The sequence below is a fragment of the Tenacibaculum sp. ZH5_bin.1 genome (assembly GCF_042865525.1).
In the GTDB taxonomy this organism is placed as follows: Bacteria; Bacteroidota; Bacteroidia; order Flavobacteriales; family Flavobacteriaceae; genus Polaribacter; species Polaribacter mesophilus.
The window spans coordinates 310,978-331,395 of record NZ_JBEGIO010000001.1; the positions used below are offsets into that span (position 1 = coordinate 310,978).

At 30.7% G+C, this 20,418-nt stretch carries 21 protein-coding genes; 15 read left to right on the plus strand and 6 right to left on the minus strand.

Going from position 1 to position 20,418, the window contains the following annotated elements:
* Nucleotides 1-49: 49 nt before the first annotated feature.
* Entirely contained in the window at nucleotides 50-589 is a 540-nt protein-coding gene (locus ABHQ57_RS01420; RefSeq protein ID WP_231128364.1) for a ComF family protein, read from the minus strand.
* Between the two features lie 208 nt (nucleotides 590-797).
* On the opposite strand from ABHQ57_RS01420, the gene ABHQ57_RS01425 reads away from it, so the two are divergent.
* The 5 genes from ABHQ57_RS01425 (at nucleotide 798) to ABHQ57_RS01445 (ending at nucleotide 5,210) form a co-directional block, all read left to right on the plus strand.
* A complete protein-coding gene (locus tag ABHQ57_RS01425) occupies nucleotides 798-1,358 on the plus strand; it encodes a class I SAM-dependent methyltransferase (RefSeq protein WP_047788176.1) in 561 nt (186 codons plus the stop codon).
* A gap of 45 nt (nucleotides 1,359-1,403) precedes the next feature.
* Entirely contained in the window at nucleotides 1,404-2,306 is a 903-nt protein-coding gene (locus ABHQ57_RS01430) for a hypothetical protein (RefSeq protein WP_073182438.1), read from the plus strand.
* Nucleotides 2,307-2,353: 47 nt separating this feature from the next.
* A complete protein-coding gene (locus tag ABHQ57_RS01435) occupies nucleotides 2,354-3,232 on the plus strand; it encodes a hypothetical protein (RefSeq protein ID WP_073182437.1) in 879 nt (292 codons plus the stop codon).
* 105 nt (nucleotides 3,233-3,337) lie between these two features.
* Nucleotides 3,338-4,885 carry a glycine--tRNA ligase gene (locus ABHQ57_RS01440; protein ID WP_047788173.1) on the plus strand — a complete coding sequence of 516 codons (1,548 nt, stop codon included), beginning with the start codon at nucleotides 3,338-3,340 and terminating at the stop codon, nucleotides 4,883-4,885.
* A gap of 97 nt (nucleotides 4,886-4,982) precedes the next feature.
* Nucleotides 4,983-5,210 carry a hypothetical protein gene (locus ABHQ57_RS01445; protein ID WP_047788172.1) on the plus strand — a complete coding sequence of 76 codons (228 nt, stop codon included), beginning with the start codon at nucleotides 4,983-4,985 and terminating at the stop codon, nucleotides 5,208-5,210.
* Nucleotides 5,211-5,239: 29 nt separating this feature from the next.
* Here ABHQ57_RS01445 and ABHQ57_RS01450 read toward each other — a convergent pair whose 3' ends face one another.
* The gene (locus tag ABHQ57_RS01450; protein WP_167712533.1) at nucleotides 5,240-6,889 is read right to left on the minus strand and encodes a G-D-S-L family lipolytic protein; all 1,650 of its coding nucleotides are present in this window, start codon (nucleotides 6,887-6,889) and stop codon (nucleotides 5,240-5,242) included.
* A gap of 10 nt (nucleotides 6,890-6,899) precedes the next feature.
* Nucleotides 6,900-9,638, minus strand: coding sequence for a TonB-dependent receptor (locus ABHQ57_RS01455; protein ID WP_047788170.1), 2,739 nt, complete (start codon nucleotides 9,636-9,638; stop codon nucleotides 6,900-6,902).
* 193 nt (nucleotides 9,639-9,831) lie between these two features.
* Between ABHQ57_RS01455 and ABHQ57_RS01460 the strand changes: the two genes are divergently transcribed.
* From ABHQ57_RS01460 to serS, 3 genes are all read left to right on the plus strand, one after another.
* Nucleotides 9,832-10,770: a bifunctional riboflavin kinase/FAD synthetase gene (locus ABHQ57_RS01460; RefSeq protein ID WP_047788169.1), complete on the plus strand. Its 939-nt coding sequence runs from the start codon at nucleotides 9,832-9,834 to the stop codon at nucleotides 10,768-10,770.
* A gap of 157 nt (nucleotides 10,771-10,927) precedes the next feature.
* Entirely contained in the window at nucleotides 10,928-11,155 is a 228-nt protein-coding gene (locus tag ABHQ57_RS01465) for a helix-turn-helix domain-containing protein (RefSeq protein WP_047788168.1), read from the plus strand.
* Between the two features lie 66 nt (nucleotides 11,156-11,221).
* Nucleotides 11,222-12,496: a serine--tRNA ligase gene (gene serS / locus ABHQ57_RS01470; protein ID WP_167712534.1), complete on the plus strand. Its 1,275-nt coding sequence runs from the start codon at nucleotides 11,222-11,224 to the stop codon at nucleotides 12,494-12,496.
* A 91-nt stretch (nucleotides 12,497-12,587) separates the two neighbouring features.
* On the opposite strand, the gene ABHQ57_RS01475 is transcribed toward serS, so the two are convergent.
* Entirely contained in the window at nucleotides 12,588-12,731 is a 144-nt protein-coding gene (locus ABHQ57_RS01475; RefSeq protein ID WP_164505161.1) for a hypothetical protein, read from the minus strand.
* 177 nt (nucleotides 12,732-12,908) lie between these two features.
* Here ABHQ57_RS01475 and ABHQ57_RS01480 point away from each other — a divergent pair, with 177 nt between their 5' ends.
* The 5 genes from ABHQ57_RS01480 (at nucleotide 12,909) to mgtE (ending at nucleotide 17,515) form a co-directional block, all read left to right on the plus strand.
* Complete coding sequence (locus ABHQ57_RS01480) at nucleotides 12,909-14,684, plus strand: tetratricopeptide repeat protein (protein WP_167712535.1); 1,776 nt, start codon at nucleotides 12,909-12,911, stop codon at nucleotides 14,682-14,684.
* Nucleotides 14,685-14,742: 58 nt separating this feature from the next.
* On the plus strand, nucleotides 14,743-15,072 hold the full coding sequence (locus ABHQ57_RS01485; RefSeq protein ID WP_167712536.1) for a DUF4286 family protein: 330 nt from the start codon (nucleotides 14,743-14,745) through the stop codon (nucleotides 15,070-15,072).
* Between the two features lie 2 nt (nucleotides 15,073-15,074).
* Nucleotides 15,075-15,263, plus strand: coding sequence for a hypothetical protein (locus ABHQ57_RS01490; RefSeq protein ID WP_047788164.1), 189 nt, complete (start codon nucleotides 15,075-15,077; stop codon nucleotides 15,261-15,263).
* Nucleotides 15,264-15,274: 11 nt separating this feature from the next.
* Nucleotides 15,275-16,078: a 16S rRNA (adenine(1518)-N(6)/adenine(1519)-N(6))-dimethyltransferase RsmA gene (gene rsmA / locus ABHQ57_RS01495; RefSeq protein WP_159610724.1), complete on the plus strand. Its 804-nt coding sequence runs from the start codon at nucleotides 15,275-15,277 to the stop codon at nucleotides 16,076-16,078.
* Between the two features lie 87 nt (nucleotides 16,079-16,165).
* Nucleotides 16,166-17,515, plus strand: coding sequence for a magnesium transporter (gene mgtE / locus ABHQ57_RS01500; protein ID WP_047788162.1), 1,350 nt, complete (start codon nucleotides 16,166-16,168; stop codon nucleotides 17,513-17,515).
* Here the strand turns inward: mgtE and ABHQ57_RS01505 are convergent.
* Nucleotides 17,512-18,189, minus strand: a complete 678-nt coding sequence (locus ABHQ57_RS01505; RefSeq protein ID WP_047788161.1) for a LysE family translocator — start codon at nucleotides 18,187-18,189, stop codon at nucleotides 17,512-17,514. The two genes, mgtE and ABHQ57_RS01505, sit on opposite strands and share 4 nt — an antisense overlap.
* Nucleotides 18,190-18,210: 21 nt before the next feature.
* Entirely contained in the window at nucleotides 18,211-19,254 is a 1,044-nt protein-coding gene (locus ABHQ57_RS01510; RefSeq protein ID WP_047788160.1) for a ferredoxin--NADP reductase, read from the minus strand.
* Nucleotides 19,255-19,400: 146 nt separating this feature from the next.
* Here ABHQ57_RS01510 and ABHQ57_RS01515 point away from each other — a divergent pair, with 146 nt between their 5' ends.
* Together ABHQ57_RS01515 and ABHQ57_RS01520 are read left to right on the plus strand one after the other, a co-directional pair.
* Nucleotides 19,401-19,739 carry a PadR family transcriptional regulator gene (locus ABHQ57_RS01515; protein ID WP_167712537.1) on the plus strand — a complete coding sequence of 113 codons (339 nt, stop codon included), beginning with the start codon at nucleotides 19,401-19,403 and terminating at the stop codon, nucleotides 19,737-19,739.
* An 11-nt stretch (nucleotides 19,740-19,750) separates the two neighbouring features.
* A complete protein-coding gene (locus ABHQ57_RS01520) occupies nucleotides 19,751-20,416 on the plus strand; it encodes a hypothetical protein (RefSeq protein WP_167712538.1) in 666 nt (221 codons plus the stop codon).
* Nucleotides 20,417-20,418 lie beyond the last annotated feature (2 nt).

Here is a 20,418-nt window from a genome sequence, read left to right on the forward strand (position 1 = left end):
ATTGGTTTAAAATCCATTTTCAAAAGTAGTAAATTAAGATGGAATGATATTAGTCTTTTTGTGTATACGCCATTGTAGCAACACTTATCTTTATGTTTTGCGTTTTTAAAAGTTCGTTTGCACAAGCTTCTAATGTTGCTCCTGTTGTAATAACATCATCAATAAGTAAAATATGTTTATTTTCAAAAAGTGTTGTATCAACAAGTTTAAACTTTGTTTTGTTATTAGAAAACCGTTCAAATCGTTGTTTTAATGTTTGCGTTTTAGTTTTGGAAGTTCTTATAAGAATATCTGGCTTATACTCTACATTCAAAATATCACTTAATCGTTTTCCAAACATGGTTACTTGATTATATCCTCTACTTTTAAGCTTTTTTAAATGTAATGGTACTGGAATAATATAGTCTATATCTATAAAAGTATTTAATGTTTTTAATCGTTCTCCAAACCAGTCAGCAATAAATATTCCAATTTCTGGCTGATTTTTATACTTTAATTGATGGATCAATTTTTGGGTAACTCCTTTCTTCCTGTAAAAAAGAAAAGAATGTACTGCTTGTATTGGTACTTTCCCATAAAAATTTGACATTAATGTAACATTTATATGCTTATTATCGTCTATAATTGGCAAGTCGTTTTTACAAATAACACAGAGAAGTGTTTCATTTTGTAATAACGTTTTTTCACAATTTACACATAATTTGGGGTAGAATAAGTAGAATATCTCTTTTAAAAATTGCATCTTTACAAGCCTTTTTTAACATAGGAAGATACAAAAAACAACAATAAATTATATTTTGAGTAAAAAGTTTAATTTTTTTAAAGAAGCTGTAAAAAATTACAAAACATCAGGCACAGTTGTTCCAAGCTCTAGATACCTAGCTAACAAGATGCTAAAAGAAATTGATTTTAAATCTGCTGAAGTTATTGTAGAGTTAGGACCTGGAAACGGAGCCATAACACAATATTTACTAAAAAAACTTCAACCCAACACCATATTAATATGTTTTGAAATAAATGATGCTTTCTATAGAGAATTAAAAAAAATACAACATCCACAATTAGTTGTTTTAAAGGCTTCTGCAGAAAACATAAAACTTGAAATACAAAAGCTTGGTTTTTCAAAAGCCAACTACATTGTTTCTAGCTTGCCCCTTACCATAATCCCAAAAGAAATATCGCACGCTATCTTAACAAAAAGCTATAACTTTTTAGCTCCATCAGGACTATTTATTCAATATCAGTATAGCTTAACTTACTACAAAAAACTAAAAGAAGTTTTTGGAGACAACATAAATTTGAGCTTTGAACCATTAAACTTTCCACCTGCTTTTATTTATAAATGTGTTAAAAAATAAATAGTATATTAGCACAGAGCGTCCCCTTTTTTTATACCCTTTAAAATGATGATAGTCTCAAAAATAAAAAATAATAGTTTTGTTGCCTTCTTAATTTTACTAATACTTGTTATTGGTTTTTTGTCTTATCAAAATGCTAGAGACTATTCTGAACTCAAGGCAATTTTTGAACTTGAAAAAAAAGAACTAGAGGGCGAATTAACAAACATTATTGAGGATTATGAAGAAGCTAGCTATAAAAAAAATGAATATTCATTAAAGCTAAAAGGTGGGCTTAACAAAGTAATTCAACTAAGAGATTCTATTAAAAACCTAAAACAAGTAGACTATAAATTTATTGGGTATTTTAGGAAGAGAACAAAAGTACTTATTGAAGAAAACAAAAAGCTTTTTACTGAAGTAAGTCACTTAAACACTATAAATAACAAACTAATTATAAAGAACGATAGTGTTAAAGAAGCATTATTAATAAAAGAAAAACAAAACACTAAACTTACCAACATAAATCGTTTTTTAAGTAATGAAAAGTTAGCTTTAAAGAAAAAAATAGCCACTGCTGAACTTATTGAAGTTTCTTCTATAAAAGCAGAGGCAATGAGAAAAAAAAGAAACGGAAAGTTTACATCTACTTCAAAATCGACAAAAGTAAGTGCTTTTAAAATAGAGTTTGAGTTAATGCAAAATAAAGTAACACCACCTGGTTTAAAAGAAGTTTACATTCAAATAACAGATATGAATAAAAATGTGATTGCCCCATATAAAGAAGTAAATTTACAAAACAATAAAAAAATATGGTGTAGTGATATTTTAATAGCTGAATACAATAACGAACAACTATCTATGATTTCTTTTATCAATATAAAAAATAAAATTAATGCAGGAATATACCATATAAATACATTTGTGAACGGTATTTATACTGGTAATAAATCTCTAGCATTAAAGTAAAACACCCCTTAATAAATAACTTAATATAATCAATTTCCCCTTAACTTATGAATCAACAAAAAACCAAAAATGTTTTAATTTTAGTATTAATTATCTTATTACTTTTCCTATTTTTTTATTCTCATCAAAAATCAAATGAAAATGAAAACCTTCAAAATATTTTTTTAGAAGAAAAAGCTGAGTTACAACAAGATCTAGACGAAATGATTAAAGATTACACAGATGTTGTTGTTGGTAAAAAACGTTTAGCTGACAGGTTAGAAGTAGAGCTAATTAAAATGAAGAACTTAAGAGACTCAATAAAACTCTTAAAATCTGATAACTTTGGACTTATAAGAAAGTACAGAAGTAGAATTGCTAGCTTAGAACGTGAGAATAAGAAACTTTTCATTCAGATAGATTCTTTAAACAGTGCTAACGATGCTTTAACACAAGAAAATGTTATTGCTAATGAAATTTTACAACAAAAAGATAGTGTAAATGAAACTCTAACAGAAAAAAACAAAGAATTAGAGGCAAAAGTAGCTATTGGTGGAATTATTAAAACTAGTCCAGTAAAAGCTATTGCAATGAAAGAACGAAGTAGTGGAAAGCTAACATCTACAAGTAGATCTAGCAGAACTGATGCTTTTAGAATTAATTTCGATTTGTTAGAAAACCCAATTACTAGTGCTGGTGAAAAACGCGTATACATTCAAATTATTGATGAAAACAAAAATGTAATCGCTCCTAAAGGTAAAACTGACTTAAAAAACGGACAAAAAGTTCAATACACAGACTCTTTAGAAGTTAACTACAACAATAACCGTTTAAGTCTTGTATCTTTAATATTAGTAAACAGAGACGATATTAAAAAAGGAAAGTATATAATTAGTGCTTTTGTTGATGGTGTTTATTCTGGAAATACAACAATAAAGCTAAGATAAAACCATAACTATTAATTATTAATAAAAAAGTGAAGGGCTTAATTTATTCTTCACTTTTTTCTTTTTCCATACCCTTAGTTTAAATCCTTATTTTATTTTTGCAATATGGCAAAACAAGAAGATCAATTTAAAAAAGTATTATCACACGCAAAAGAATACGGTTATGTATTTCAATCATCTGAAATTTACGATGGTTTAAGCGCAGTGTATGATTATGCTCAAAACGGAGTAGAATTAAAGAAGAATATTCGTGATTATTGGTGGAAAGCAATGGTGCAAATGCATGAAAACATTGTAGGTATTGACGCTTCAATACTAATGCACCCAACTACTTGGAAAGCCTCAGGCCACGTTGATGCTTTCAACGACCCTTTAATTGATAACAAAGACTCTAAAAAACGCTATAGAGCTGATGTTTTAGTTGAAGATTTTAGAGAAAAAATCAACGAAAAAATTCAAAAAGATATAACCAAAGCAAAAAAACGTTTTGGTGAAGCTTTTAATGAAGATGAATTTAGAAGTACAAACCCTAATGTTTTAAGACGTCAAAAACAAATTGACGAGATAACAGTTGAATTAACTAGAGTTCAAGAAGAAAACGATTTAGAAGGGTTTAGAAATTTAATTATAGACTTAGGCATTACATGTCCTGTTTCTGGTTCTAAAAACTGGACAGAAGTTAAGCAATTTAACTTAATGTTTGGAACGCAATTAGGAGCGTCAGCAGATAGTTCAACGCAAGTATATTTACGTCCTGAAACTGCACAAGGTATTTTTGTAAACTTCTTAAATGTACAAAAAACTGGACGTATGAAAATTCCTTTCGGAATTGCACAAACTGGTAAAGCTTTTCGTAATGAAATCGTTGCGCGCCAATTTATTTTTAGACAACGAGAGTTTGAGCAAATGGAAATGCAATTTTTTGTAAAGCCAGGAACTCAAAAAGAATGGTATGAAAAGTGGAAAGAAACTCGTTTAAAGTGGCATATGTCTTTAGGAATGGGAGAAGAAAATTATCGTTTTCACGATCATGACAAATTAGCACATTATGCTGATGCCGCTGCTGATATTGAATTTAAATTTCCTTTTGGGTTCAAAGAATTAGAAGGAATCCATTCTCGTACTGATTTTGACTTAAGTCAACATGAGAAATTCTCTGGAAAAAAACTACAGTACTTTGACCACGAGGACAACACTAGTTATGTGCCATACGTAATTGAAACTTCTATTGGTTTAGACAGAATGTTCTTAGCTGTTTTCTCTAACTCTTTACAAGAAGAGGAGCTAGAAAATGGTTCAACAAGAACTGTTTTAAAGTTACCTGCAGTTTTGGCACCAACCAAAGCAGCTATTTTACCATTAGTTAAAAAAGATGGTTTACCAGAAATCGCTCGTAAAATTGTTAACGATTTAAAATGGGACTTCAATGTTGTTTATGATGAAAAAGATGCTGTTGGAAGAAGGTATCGTCGTCAAGATGCTGTTGGTACACCTTTCTGTATTACGGTAGATCATGATACTATAGAAGACAACACTGTTACCATTCGTCATAGAGATACTATGGAGCAAAAACGAGTTAAAATAGAAGATTTAAGCAATATTATTAAACAAGAGGTAGATGTACGCTCTTGGTTACAAAAAACGGAAGCATAAATCTAAAAAACGTCAAAATAAAGCAAGAATCCTAAACGTAACTGTTTAGGATTTTTACTTTTGCAATAGTAAATAACTTCTCTTGAAATAAATACGAATGAAAACTATACTTAAAATATTATTCATCATCTTTTTACTTTGGATGATAACTGGTGCTTACCTTTTAAACACAGAGCACCCTAAAGCACAAGTAGTAATAGGACTAGGTGTTTTATACATGTCTTTTATATTAATGCCTTTATTTATCTACTATAGATATAAAGATGGTAAGTATAAAAAATATATTATCAACTCTGATAAAGACAAAAAAAAAGCTAAAGATTAATCTTCAGCTTTTTTACTTTATTTTGCTCTCTATTGTAAGGTAGGTGAGTAATTTGTTGGGTAATCATCTGGTTTAGCTAAACCGTCTTTACCTAAGGTAAAGTTAGATCCGTATGTAGCATCAATAGCAGCTAACATTTTATTAGCCATTAACGCATATCCTCTAGCTGTTAAATGAATTCCATCTAAACCAACTAAACCACCTGTTACTAAACTAGTATTCATATTATAACTTCCAAACTCTAATCCAGTAGTAGAAGCTTCTTGTAAAATAGCTTTAAAATCTACAAAAGCCAACCCTTTTGCTTCAGCCACCGATTTAATAGTTGCATTATAAGAATCCGTAGCATTCTTAACTCTACTTACCTCATCTTTTGTTAATACCCATTTATCTTCAAGAGGTAATGAAACTCCTTCTACAGAAAACATTCCTGCTAGTTCTTGTGATAAACCTTGTGACATTAAAAACGCAACTGAATCTGTATTAACTTCACCTATAATCGCACTACTTGGTAACACTAATAAGTCTTCTTCTGTTGCTTGTCTTGCTTGACCGTAATAAGTACCTAATAAACCTGCTACTTTTTGTAATGTAGTTGCATCAGTAGGTAATCCAAAACTTGCCACAAAAGGAGGGAAAGTAGGACTTGCTAATAAAGCTCCAACAATTTGAGCTGTCTTATTATCTAAAGACTCATCTTTAATTACAACTGCATTTGCAGCATCTGTGGTAAAAACAATTGATCTTTCTGGAACACCAATTGCTTCAAAAACTCCGTTAATAGCCCCAAAAACATTATTTAATGTTGGTATTTGCGCTCCAAAATCAGGGTTACTAGGATCTAATGGCGCATAAGGAACTGTTGTAAAGTAAGGTAACGATGTTATATAAGGTAAATTAGCTACGACTCCTTTTCTATCTCCCGCTGCTAAAGCATCAACGGTACTTGAAAAAACAGAAGCAAAAAGATTTGAATTAGTAATATCATTTGCTCCATAACTTGTTGGGTCTAAGTTTCCTGTTTCATTATGATCTTCTCCTACACCACCAGCTATAGAATATCCTAAAACATCATTTCCTCCTATTTCAGATAATGTAAAAAATGTTGGTTGCTGTACTAATACATCTTGTATAACACTTGCCATAGGGTTGGATGCCATTCTTACATAATAAGGGTTTGCATTTGGTAAAGCTGCTAATGCTCCATAACCTTCTACTCCTAGGTGAAAGCTTTTTAATCCAGGGATTCCCATGTTATTATATGGTCCCGTTTGTATATTACTTATCTCTGTTGTAGGTGTTTTTGATAACCTTGCTGGCCCATCACCATTAAAATAAAACCTTGGCTCTCCTTTTTCTTCTCCTCCTATTAAAAAACCACCTATGTTATCATTCATTAAAGGTTGTGTAAAATCGCCTCCGCCAACCATAGCAAATTTACTAGCTAAGATATTTGGAAAAGAGTTCTCTTGAGAAGATTTAAATAAAGCCCCATCTGAAAATCCTGCTGTAAAAGAGGCTCCTACTGCTACATATTTAGAAAAATCTACACTACCAGCTTCTAGTGTTACATTGTTTTCCTCTTCTCCTTTAATCTCAGGTAATGTATTATCTACGTCACAGGCGGCTAACCCTAAAAATAACACAGACAAAAAAGTATATTTAATTGTATTTTTCATTGTTTCTTTTTTAGTTATTGATAGTCCAAGAAATGTAATATTGAGAACCTACAGCTCCTACTCCTGGCGCACTTAAGTATTCTTCACCTGTTAAATTAGATCCTCCTACTTTAAATACTGATTTAATTGAAGGAACAGAATAATTAATTTGAGCATCAAGAACTGTTCTTTCTTCAATTGTTCCTTCTAAGAAAGTAGACTGCCAATAAAATTCATTTTGCCAACGAGCACTTACATTAAATCCAAAGTTTTCAAATAAATTTGTATGTCCAAATTGCATTTTTACTTTATGCTCTGGTGTGTTAAATCCAGCTTCAAAATCAGGATCAGAAGCTTGATCAAAATCAAACTTAGACCATGTATAGTTTAACCCAACATCAAACCCGTTAAATACTTTTGTGTTTAATCCTAACCCTACTCCATAAGAATTAACATCTGCCGTTGAATTTGTTTTTACACTAAATGTTCTTACTAAGTCTCTATTAGTTAAGTTATTTATGGTAGCTGGCGTATTTGGGTCTACTAGTACAACTACATCTTTATTAGAAATAAAGTCAGAATACATATTATAATATGTACTAAAATCAATAGATAGTTTGTTTTCTCCTAAGGGAAGTGCTGCACGATATCCAACTTCAAAAGATTTAACTTTTTCTGGCTGCACTAAAGCTGTCTTAACTAATGTAGGATCAGGAATATTTGGATTATTTGGTTCATTCGCTTTTCTACTAATTGAAGCAGCAGAATACCCTCTATTAAGAGCATCTTGACCCGTTAAAGTAAATGTTCCTGTAGTTGTTTGAACAGCAGTTGAAAAACGATCAATATTGTCAGGAGCTGTTCCTAAAATAAAGCCTGCTCCTGTTGCCAAACCAATATATTGGTCTTGGGTAGTTGGGTTACGGAAACCTGTTTGGAAAGACGCTCTAAAGTTATGGTTCTTGTTTTCTCCTGCTGCATAGGCTAAAGAGACTCTTGGTGTAACATTTCCATCAAAATTATCAGACTTATCATAACGGATAGATCCTGTAAACTTCAAACGGTCATCCATCATTTTTTTCTGAACTTGTGTATATACACCGTACTCTCCATATTTAATAGGCCCATCACTATCAGTATAAATAGTACCAAAAGAGTTAAGCTTGTACTGCCTGTAAGAACCTCCTACTTGAACTTCAGCCCAATCAATGTAATCACGTAAGTTTAAGTTTGCATCTGCATGATAGTAACTTGTATTATCTCTAAATCTAGACCCTGTCATTAAATCTGGATCAGCAGTTACTTCATTAAATAGTCTTGTAAACTCAGCAGAACCTGCTTCTGGTCTGTTCCTATCAGCAAAAGCTCTTGCTTGATTATGATTGCTTGCCTGTACTCCAGGAACGGATCCTAAATACGCAGCTGCATATTCTCCAAACCAAACTGAGTTCTCTTTCCATTTACTGTTTATATTTATTGCAGCAAAACGAGTATCATAAGAATCTCCAGCGTCTTCACCTGCATAATACCCTCTTACAAAAAAGTTTTTACCTCTTACTTCTAATTTATGTTGCTCCATAAAGAAGTTAGCAAGATTATAACGGTTTTGTCCTTGATAAATGGTATTACCTGTACCGTATTTTGAATTCCAAATTATTTCAACACGGTCATTTCCCAATGGACGGTAATGAATAGCTCCATTAAACTTTACACTTTTAGCTTCGTTAGACATTAAGTCTACTTCTCTATACCCTGTTCTACTAACATTTCCTATTGCTCCTCCCAAATTAACAGATACTTCATCTCCATATATATTTGCTCCATCATAATTTGGATCATCAGTATGACTCATACCTGGAATATATGTACCACCGATACCTGTTGTGTTTCTATAATCAGTTGCATGCCATTCTTCTCCTTTTAAGTAAGAAAAACTAGCTTTAACAGCAAAATAATCATCAAAAGCATGTGCCATTTTAATTGTAGCATCATAATATCCATTATCTCCTGCTGCTTCTTGACTTGTTAAGCCTGTTTTTAGACCAACACTAATACCTTGCTCGTTAAACGGGTTCTCACTACGCATTAACATAATACCGTTAAAAGCATTAGCTCCATATAAAGCTGAAGCTGCTCCTGGTAAAATTTCAACGCTTTTTACATCTACTTCAGAGATTCCCAATAAGTTTCCTATGGCAAAATTTAATGCTGGTGAAGCATTATCCATACCATCAACTAACTGTACAAAACGCTCATTACCAAAGGTAGCAAAACCACGTGTATTTACTGTTTTAAATGTTAAGCCTCCTGAGTTAATATCAACTCCTTTTAAATTTTCTAATCCATCATAATATGAAGCAGAAGCTGTATTCTTTATTGCTCTTGAATCAAAACGCTCAATTGTTACAGGTGATTCCATAACTCGTTCTGGAGTCCTTGAAGCTGATACAACTACCTCATCTAAAGAGGTTGCGTTTTCTGTTAAGCTAATTTCAACAACTTGGTTGTTTTTTGTTATCTCAACTGTTTTTGTTTGATACCCTAAGGAAGAAATTTCAATAGTAAACGGAGGAGTATCTGTTACCGTCATTGTAAATTTACCATCAAAATCAGTAGACGTTCCTACTGTCTTTCTCGAAACTTTAATGTTTGCTCCCGGTAATGGTCCGCCAAGCGAAGCATCACTAACCGTACCTGTAATGGTAGTTTGAGCAACCATTATTGCTGTACCAAATAGCACAAATGCAACAAGTAATAGTTTTTTCATCATAATGTAAAGTAATTTGTTAACTGTAGTGCAAAATACAATTTTTTTTCATTTACAGAATATTTACCCTGTTTTTTTACAATTATACTAATTATACATCGAAAAACTTACCAAAAACAAATTTTACATTTTATTTAAATTTTTATTATTTATCATCTCATACAAATTGTATTTTTGCTTAAATTTATTAGTTATCTTGGAAGTTATACATTCTCTTTTTGACCTTAACCCTTCTCAAAAAACAATAATCACCATCGGTACTTTTGATGGAGTGCATATTGGGCATCAAAAGATTATTGAAAAGTTAGTTAGTGAAGCAAAAGCTAGTAATAAAAAGTCGGTGTTACTAACATTTTTTCCTCACCCAAGAATGGTATTACAAAAAGATGTTTCTATTAAGTTAATCAATACTATTACCGAAAAAGCTCAACACCTAGAAAAATTAGGGTTAGATTATTTAATAATTCATCCTTTTAGTAAAGAGTTTTCAAGACTTACCGCTTTAGATTTTGTTCGTGATATTTTAGTTAATCAACTAAATATTTCTAAACTGATTATTGGTTACGATCACCATTTTGGTAAAAATAGAGAAGGTAATATTGAACAATTAACAGAGTATTCTCATTTATATGATTTTACTGTTCAAGAAATTCCCGCTCAAGATATTGATGATGTATCAGTTAGTTCTACCAAAATTAGAAAAGCTCTTGCTAACGGGCATTTAAAAACAGCTAATAATTACTTGGGATATAATTTTTCTCTTACTGGAAAAGTTGTGAATGGCAAACAACTAGGAGGAAAAATAGGTTTCCCTACCGCAAATATTGATATCCCTGAAGATTATAAATTAATTCCTAAAACAGGTGTTTATATAATAAAATCTATTATTGAAAACACTACTATTTATGGAATGATGAATATTGGTAATCGACCAACAGTTGACGGTGAACACCAAACAATTGAAGTACACTATTTCAATTTTAACCAAAATCTATATTGTAAAGAATTAACTATTGAATTACTTTACTATTTAAGAAATGAACAAAAATTTGATTCTGTTTCTTGTTTAATTTCTCAACTGAAAAAAGATAAACAGAATTCGTTACTTTTTCTAAAAAGTTACGTCAAACCCTAACCTTAAAACTATACTTAAAGCCCCCCGGTTTCAAATATTTTTAGAATTAGTATTATTGACGTAACTACACGCAAAGTTAATTTTTTTAACCCCTATATAATGACAAGTATGTCATTATGTATTTCATATGTTTTTAAGAATTTGTATCAAAAAAAGAATGATGCTGTCAAAAAAAGAGGTTACTTTAAAAAAGGTAGCACTTTGTGTAAAAGCTTTAAGAGAAGAATACCACATTACTTCAAGTGAATTTTATATTGATACTGGAATACACCTAGCTAGAATAGAACAAGGAAAAACAAATGTTACTATCACCACTCTTCAAAAAATATGCGACTATTTTAATATTACTTTATCTGACTTCTTTGTAATGCTCGAAGAAATTTAGTACACAAAACACATTGCTTAAGTCTATAGCTTCTTTTATCTTTGCTTTTCTTAAAAAATTAAAAAGATGTTACAGGTTCAGTTTATTAGAGAAAACAAACAAACTGTTTTAGACGGATTAGCAAAACGTAATTTTGCTAATGCCGAAACAATTATTGAAGAAGTATTAACTGCTGATGAGACGCGTAGAACTACACAAGTTTCTTTAGACACTATTTTAGCTGAATCTAACAAAATATCCAAAGAAATTGGCGGGCTTTTTAAGTCTGGTAAAGTTGAAGAAGCAAATCAACTAAAAGCAAAAACAGGTGAATTAAAAGAGCAATCTAAACAGTTAACAGAAGAATTAAATTCAGCTGCAGAGAAATTAAACGAATTATTATATCAAATCCCTAATATTCCTCACCCATCAGTAAAAGCAGGAAAGAATGAAGAAGATAATGAAGAAGTTTTTAAAGAAGGGATTGTTCCTAATTTAGGAGAAAATGCATTACCTCACTGGGAATTAGCGAAGAAATATGATATTATTGATTTTGATTTAGGTGCTAAAATTACGGGTGCAGGTTTTCCTGTTTATAAAGGAAAAGGAGCTCGTTTACAACGTGCTTTAATCAACTATTTTTTAGATAAAAATACCGCTGCTGGGTATAACGAAGTACAGGTTCCTCATTTAGTAAATGAAGCTTCTGGTTTTGGAACAGGACAATTACCTGACAAAGAAGGACAAATGTACCATGTAACTGGAGATAACTTATATTTGATTCCTACTGCTGAGGTTCCAGTAACTAATATGTTTAGAGGCGATTTAGTTAAAGAGGCTGATTTACCTATTGCAGTTACAGGTTACACTCCTTGTTTTCGTCGAGAAGCAGGAAGTTATGGAGCGCATGTTCGTGGATTAAATCGTTTACATCAATTTGATAAAGTTGAGATTGTTCGTGTTGAGCACCCTGACAATTCATACAATGCTTTAAACGGAATGGTAGAACACATTAAAGATATTTTACATGAGTTAAAATTACCATATCGTATTTTACGCTTATGTGGTGGAGATACAGGGTTTACTTCTGCCTTAACATTCGATTTTGAATTATACTCAACAGCACAAGAGCGTTGGTTAGAAATTAGTTCTGCTTCAAATTTTGAAACTTTTCAAGCAAACCGTTTAAAGTTACGCTTCAAAAATAAAGAAGGTAAAAGTCAATTAGTACATACACTAAATGGTAGTTCTTTAGCTTTACCTCGTGTATTGGCTGGTATTTTAGAAAACTACCAAACTGAAAATGGAATTAAAATTCCTGAAGTACTAGTTCCTTATTGTGGTTTTGATATAATTGATTAATCAATTATAATATAAAAAATGAAAAAACCCCAAGCCTCAATTACGATGCTTGGGATTTTTAATTAATCAATCCCCATTGAAAAAAATATGTTTAATTGGCAACTACTGCTACCATTAATCTCTTGTATTTATTCATTTCTAACAAAGCTTCAAAATACTGAGGTATTTGCCCTTTTCTCATAAATTCATTTGCATTCTGCTTTGCTAACTCATATTGTGTCGTAAAATTTCTCATAGTTTACACTGTTTAGTTGTTTTATTAATAAGACAAAGTTCGTGCCAAAATGTTACACTTCTATTTAAAAAAGCATCTCTTTTAATAGTATTTTAACAATTATGTTCTGTATTTTTGGTAGATAAAACCGCTATTAGCTGAATTAAACATAAAGCAAAACGCTTAAACTTTTCCAAAATGAAGAAAATCATTATTCTATTTAATTTACTCATTTTAAGCTTATTTTGTCACGCACAACAAAATGAGTTTATTATTGCTGAAAATTATTTTAGAAATAATGAGTATGAAAAAGCCATTCAATTATACAAAAGGCTGTATGATCAAAGCCCCTATAATACAACCTATTTAAAAAAACTAATTACTTGTTATCAAGAAACAGAACAATTTATAGCTGCTGAAAATTTACTCACTCAAAAACTAAAAGAACGCCCCAATTTATCTTACTTATATGTAATTCTAGGTTATAATAGTGAACGACAAGAAAAAATAGAAGATGCTAATGAATACTATCAAAAAGCAATTGAGTCCATTAATAAAAAAGCTAATTATGGTTCTTTAATAGCTGGTTTATTTAAAAATTACAGCAAGTTAGATTTAGCTATTGAAGCTTTTAATAAAGTAATGGAAATTAACCCAAAAGCTAATTATGGATTTCAATTAGCACAAATTTATGGTGAAAAAGGAGATTTTGAACAAATGTTCAAGTCGTATATTGATCTGGTTGATAAAAACGAAGGCTACCTCAACAACGTAAAACGTTATACTGGTAAATATTTAACTGATGATAGCGAAGAGGAAAATAACATTTTGTTTAAAAAAGCGCTATTACGAAAGTCAATAAGTAACCCTAAAGATATTTGGAACGATTTACTTTCTTGGTTATTTATTAGGCAAAAGCAATACAGCAAAGCCCTTATTCAAAACAAAGCATTACTTGCAAGAAACCCTGATAATTTGGGTAAAATTAATGATTTAGGTAAAATAGCTTTAGAGAATAAAGACTATGAGACTGCAAAAGAGTGCTTTGATCTTATTATTGAGAAAACGAATTACCCAAGAGATAAGTTCAATGCCATAAACAACAACCTAAAAATAGCAATTGAGACAAAACAACCTGATGTAGAAGAGCGTTTTAATTCCACCTTCAAAGAATACGGAATTAACTCAAAAACACTTTTCATACAAATAGAGTATGCTAATTACTTAACCTTTACAAAAAACAATCCAGAAGAAGCATCTATCATTTTAAAGAATGCCTTAAACTTTACCAATTCAAAATTTATAAAAGCAACTATAAAACTTAAACTTGGTGATGTTTTTGTTTATATGGGTAAGTTTAACAAAGGGCTAATTTATTTTTCTCAAGTTCAAACACTGTTCAAAAATAATTACATAGGTCAAGAAGCCCGCTTTAAAGTAGCGCAAGCTTCCTACTTTAAAAATGATTTTACTTGGGCAAAAGCTCAACTAAAAGTTCTAAAAGGATCTGCTACACAGCTTATTGCCAATGATGCTGCCGATTTGTTCTTAACAATTTCAGATAACGAGCCTAAAGATAGTATTGGTACAGGTTTAAAAGAATATGCGAAAGCTGATTTATTAGCTTATCAAAATAAAAATGACGAAGCAATAGCTATTTTAAGTAATATAATTACTAATTACAGTGGGCAACCTATTGAAGATGAAGCCTTATTTAAACAAGCTCAATTATTTGTTAAAAAGAAACAATATGATAAGGCTATTTTAAATTACACTAAAATAATAGTCCTAGATAAAAAAGGCATTTACGTTGACGATGTATATTATCATATGGCTGAATTATATAATAACGAATTAAATAACTTAGAAAAGGCTAAAGAATACTATCAAAAGATTATTTTTGACCACCCGTCGAGTATCTACCTAGTAGAAGCTCGAAAAAAATTTAGAAAATTAAGAGGAGACGATATTTAATAAACCAAGTTTGAAAATTTATCAATTACTTTATTTTCAAACTTCCAAATTAAAAGAAATGTACATATACAATGTAACAATAAATATAGACGAAAGTATACATGCAGAATGGTTAACATGGATTGAAAGCCATATACCTGAAGTATTAGCTACAGGACACTTTTTAAGTGCTAAAATGACACAAGTGTTGGTTGAGGAAGAAATGGGAGGTATTACCTACTCTATTCAATATACCGCGAAAACACGTGAAGATTTAGATAATTATTATAAACATAGCGCAGACAAACTACGTAATGACGGATTAAAAAAGTTTGCTGATAAAATGCTTGCTTTTCGAACTGAATTGAAAATAGTAAATGAATTTTATCCTACAGTGAATAGTAACTAGAGATGCAAGAAAAAATCTATCAAAAGAAAAAACTACTTATAATAATAGGCATACTCATAGCAACTTTAGGTGGAGTCATGGGGTATTGCACTTATGAAAATAATCCTTGGGAAACCATTAGTGGAGTAATTAGTGGGATAGGTTTTGGACTAACATTTATAGCGTTAACAATAAAATCGCCAACCAAATAGATACAATAAAAATGACCGTAAGAGCTAAAAAACATTTAGGACAGCATTTTTTAAACGATGAAAACATTGCAAAAAAAATAGCTGATACTTTAACTGAAAACGGATACAATAATGTATTAGAAATTGGTCCTGGAATGGGGGTTTTAACAAAGTATTTATTAGAAAAAAAAACTAAGGTTACCGTAATGGAACTAGATTCAGAATCGGTAGCCTATTTACAAGAAACATTTCCTGTTGAACATATTAAGTTAGACACTTCAAAAGAGAAGTTTACCATTATTGAAGGTGATTTTTTAAAAAAAGACTTTACCAAAATATTTGATAAGCAACAAATAGCCATTATTGGTAACTTTCCTTATAACATTTCTTCTCAAATCGTTTTTAAAGCTATTGAAAACCGCGAATTTGTTCCTGAGTTTTCAGGAATGTTTCAAAAGGAAGTTGCTCAACGAATTGCAGAAAAAGAAGGAAGCAAAACCTACGGAATACTCTCGGTATTAACACAAGCTTTTTACAATGCTGAATACTTATTTACCGTACCTCCTTCTGTATTCAATCCACCACCAAAAGTAGATTCTGGAGTTATTAGACTTATCAGAAAAGAGAACTATACACTTCCTGTTGATGAAAAATTATTTTTTAGAGTGGTAAAAACAGCTTTCAATCAACGAAGAAAAATGTTACGTTCCAGTTTAAAATCTTTTAATCTTTCGGATACCTTAAAAGAAGACCCTATATTTGCGATGCGTCCCGAACAATTATCGGTGCAAAAATTCATTGAGTTGACACAAAAAATAGCTCAAAATAATAGTTAAGAGTCCTTTTTAGACAAGAACAAGTCTTCTTTTTGAATTAGATTTCAACATATTCAAAACCTCGATAATCGAGCAAAATTGCAAGTAATGGCACTAGAAATCACAAAAGACTTATTAGAAAACGTAAAAGAACTGATTCAGCAACAAAAAGACACAGCTCTTTCTGAAGTTTTTTCAGATATTCACTATGCTGATATTGCTGAAGTTTTAGATGAACTCACTTTTGAAGAAGCAGTTTACATTATACGTTTATTAGATAGCGAAACAACTTCAGATGTATTAATGGAAGTTGATGAAGAGGTTCGTGAAAAAGTTTTTGAACAACTTTCTGCCAAAGAAATTGCCGAAGAGGTTAATGAACTTGATACCGATGATGCTGCCGATGTTATTGCCGAACTTCCTGAAGAGCGAAAACAAGCTGTTATTCAAAAAATTGAAGACAGAGAGCACGCTAAAGAAATTGTAGAGCTACTTCGTTATGATGAAGACTCTGCTGGAGGTTTAATGGCAAAAGAGCTTGTAAAAGTTAATGAGAATTGGAATGTGCTTACTTGTGTTAAAAAAATGCGACTGCAGGCAGAAGAGGTTACTAGAGTTCATTCTATTTATGTAGTTGATGATGAAGGTAAGCTAAAAGGACGTTTGTCTTTGAAAGACTTGTTAATGGCGTCTACTCGTTCTAAAATTTCAGATGTCTACATTCCAAAAGTAGATTTTGTTCATGTACACGACGATGCCGAAGATGTAGCTAACATTATGCGTAAATATGACCTAGAAGCTATTCCTGTTGTGGATGAATTAGGTGTTTTGGTAGGTAGAATTACTATTGATGATATTGTTGATGTAATTAAAGAAGAAGCTGAAAAAGATTATCAATTAGCCGCAGGTATTACTCAAGATGTTGACTCCGAAGATAGCATTTTACAATTAACGCGAGCTCGATTACCATGGTTATTCTTAGGTTTAATTGGAGGTATTGGAGCAGCAAGAATTATGGGTTTTTTTGAAGGTGCTTTAGAAGATAATGCTGTTCTCTTTATGTTTACACCTCTTATTGCTGCTATGGCTGGTAATGTAGGGGTACAATCTTCTGCCATTATTGTTCAAGGCTTAGCTAATGATGATGTAAAAGGAAGTGTTACTAATAGGTTATTAAAAGAAATGTCTTTAGCTGCTGTAAACGGACTTGTTTTAGCTATTATTTTGTTTTTCTTTATTTGGGTTTGGAAAGGAGATATAACAATTGCCTCTGCTATTTCATCTTCTTTATTTGCAGTAATTATTGTAGCTGGTTTAGTGGGTACTTTTATTCCTTTATTTTTAGATAAAAGAGGTATAGATCCAGCTATTGCTACAGGACCTTTTATTACAACAAGTAATGATATTTTTGGAATCTTAATCTACTTTTCAATAGCCAAAATAATTATTGGTTTTTAATCTATTGATTCTACTTTTTCTATCAGGTTATCAATCTTACTTTCAGGAATAAATCCTTTTAGCATTAATACAGCACCAAAAACAATTAACAATACTCCCATTCCTCGTTTTATTCGATAAATAACTAATGGAGTTAGCCTACTTTTTAATTGTTTAGCAAGTAATATTTTTCCTAAATCTGTAATTGCGTAGCCTGCTATTACAGTACCAAAATACCAAACTAAGTACTTAGGATTCATATCGTATGTTGGTCCTATAACCACGATTAAACCAAGCCAAAAGGCTAATACACCTATATTTATAAAATTTAGGAAAAAACCTTTAAAAAGAAGCTTTAAATAATTATTGCTTTCTGGTAAAACAACATCAGGAGCTTCTGCTTCTTTCTTATTATTTTTATCTAAATAAGTAATTAACCCATAAATAATAAGCACCAATCCTCCAATAAGAAACAAGCGTGGATCATCTTTTATTTTTTCCAACAGACTTCTACTTCCAAAATAGGCTATTAACATAAATGAAATATCACCTAAGATCACACCTATATCAAAGGCTATTGCCGCACGAGCACCTTTTAAAATACTTGTTTTAATGAGCATAAAAAATACTGGCCCTATCATAAAAGCCATGAAAACACCAACAAAGAAGGCGTTTTTAAAGTCGTAAAAATCCATTTTATAAAGTTACGGTTTTACTTATACATCATCAAAGTCTACTACAACTTTCTGCGTCGTAGGATGTGCTTGACAAGTAAGTATTAAACCTTCTTCTAACTCATCATCAGTTAAAATAGAGTTTTTGGTCATAACAGCTTTACCTTCTGTAACTTTTGCAATACAACTACTACAAACACCTCCTTGGCAAGAATAAGGAGCATCTAATTTATTTCGTAAACTTGCAGCTAAAATAGTATCTGTTTGCTTCATTGTAAAGCTAGTTTCTTCATCATCTAACACTACTTTAATTTCTGTTTCTCCTTCTTTTATTAAATCTGTATTTTCCTCAGCTGTTGAAGCTGTAAATAATTCAAAGTGAATAACGCTTTTTGATAACCCATTTTCTTTAAGTGTTTCAGAACCTATCGTAATCATTTCTTCTGGTCCACATAAAAAAGCTGCATCAAACACTACTTCTTTGTAAAGATTCTTTACAAAGTAATTTATGTGTCCTTTGTCAATTCTTCCAAACAATGTGTTCTCTTGACGCTCTCTACTATACACGTAATGTAAATTAAATCGATCAGGATACTCTTGTTGTAATAAATTTAAATCATTATAAAAAATAGTATCATTAATACTTTTGTTACCATAAACTAGCGTAAAGGTTGATGATGAATCTTCTAAAACGCTTTTAATCATTGATAATACAGGGGTAATACCACTACCTGCCGCAAAAGCAATATAATTTTTGTTGTTTTCAGGAGTTAATATAAATTTTCCTTCAGGAGCTGCTACTTCTAATTCATTTCCTTTTTTTAATTGAGTAGTTGCAAATGTTGAAAATTTCCCGTTTTCAACAGCTTTTACTGCTACTTTTAGTTGATTACTTTTCGGTGCAGCACATATAGAATAAGCTCTACGAACTTCTTCTCCTTTAATTATTGTTTTTAAAGTAATGTATTGTCCTGCTATAAATTGAAACTTGCTTTTTAAATCTGCAGGAACATTAAAAAGTATTGAAACAGCATCTTTTGTTTCTTTTATTATTTCTTCTATTGTTAATTTATAAAAAGTACTCATGTAGTCTAATTTGAACAGCAAAAATAACAAACTCAACACGAACAAAAGTTAGGGTTTTACAAAAAGTACATCTAAGATTTTTATACATAAGTAAATTATGTATATTTGTATACCTAAAAATCTTAGGTATAAGAAAACTCATAATCATGGGAAATCAAAAACTATATAAAGGATCATTACAAACTATTATTTTAAAATTATTAGCTCAAAATGATAAAATGTACGGGTATGAAATAACACAAAAAGTAAAAGAGCTTACCAAAGGTGAATTAAAAATTACTGAAGGAGCTTTATACCCAGCTTTACATAAATTAGAAGCTGAAGGTTTGTTGGATGTTGAAGTTACTAAAGTTGGTAATCGCTTACGTAAATATTATAAACTCACGGAAAGTGGCACGAAAGAAACAGTTAATCGTCTTTCTGAAATGCAAGAGTTTTTAAACACCATGCAACAATTGGTAAATCCTAAGTTTAGTTTGGAGTAATTTTTTTAGCTATGGAATTAACAAAAGAACAAATTAAAAGAATAGATATCTTCTTAGAAGGAATAGGAATTGAATATATCGAGATCCGTTTTGAAATGGTAGATCATATTGCTACTGAAATTGAAAGTACAGTTGAAGATACGAATGCTTTTTTTGAAGGCAAAGGTTTTCAAGTACCTTTTATAAAGTATATGTTGAGCAGAAAAAAAGCTCTAAAAAACCGATATGAAAAACAAACTAAAAAATTACATTGGTATTATACTAAAACTATTTTAAAAGACATCTTAAAAAAAGTCATATACCCTAAAAATGTACTCGTTATACTTTTCTTTTTGTTTATATGCTTCTTTTTTGGTCCTAAATATGTTAAAGAAACTTCTGTTTTTATTTTTAGTTCATTAATGCTAAATCTTGTATATACGTCATATGCTTCCTATAATTTCACAAAGAAATATAAGCTTCTTAAAATTGTAAAAACTTACTCTTTTGTAAGCTCATTTGTTATTATTATTGCTTTAAACTTTCCTAATTTTTTAGATATTTTTTATAATGGTAATTATCAAAAAAGTGCTATATATGTTTATCTAACTGCTTTTGTTTTTAATTACTTACTCTCTCAAAGTTTTCTAGAAAAAAGAGATTTTATTGAAAAAAAATATCAGTATTTAATTCAATAGCT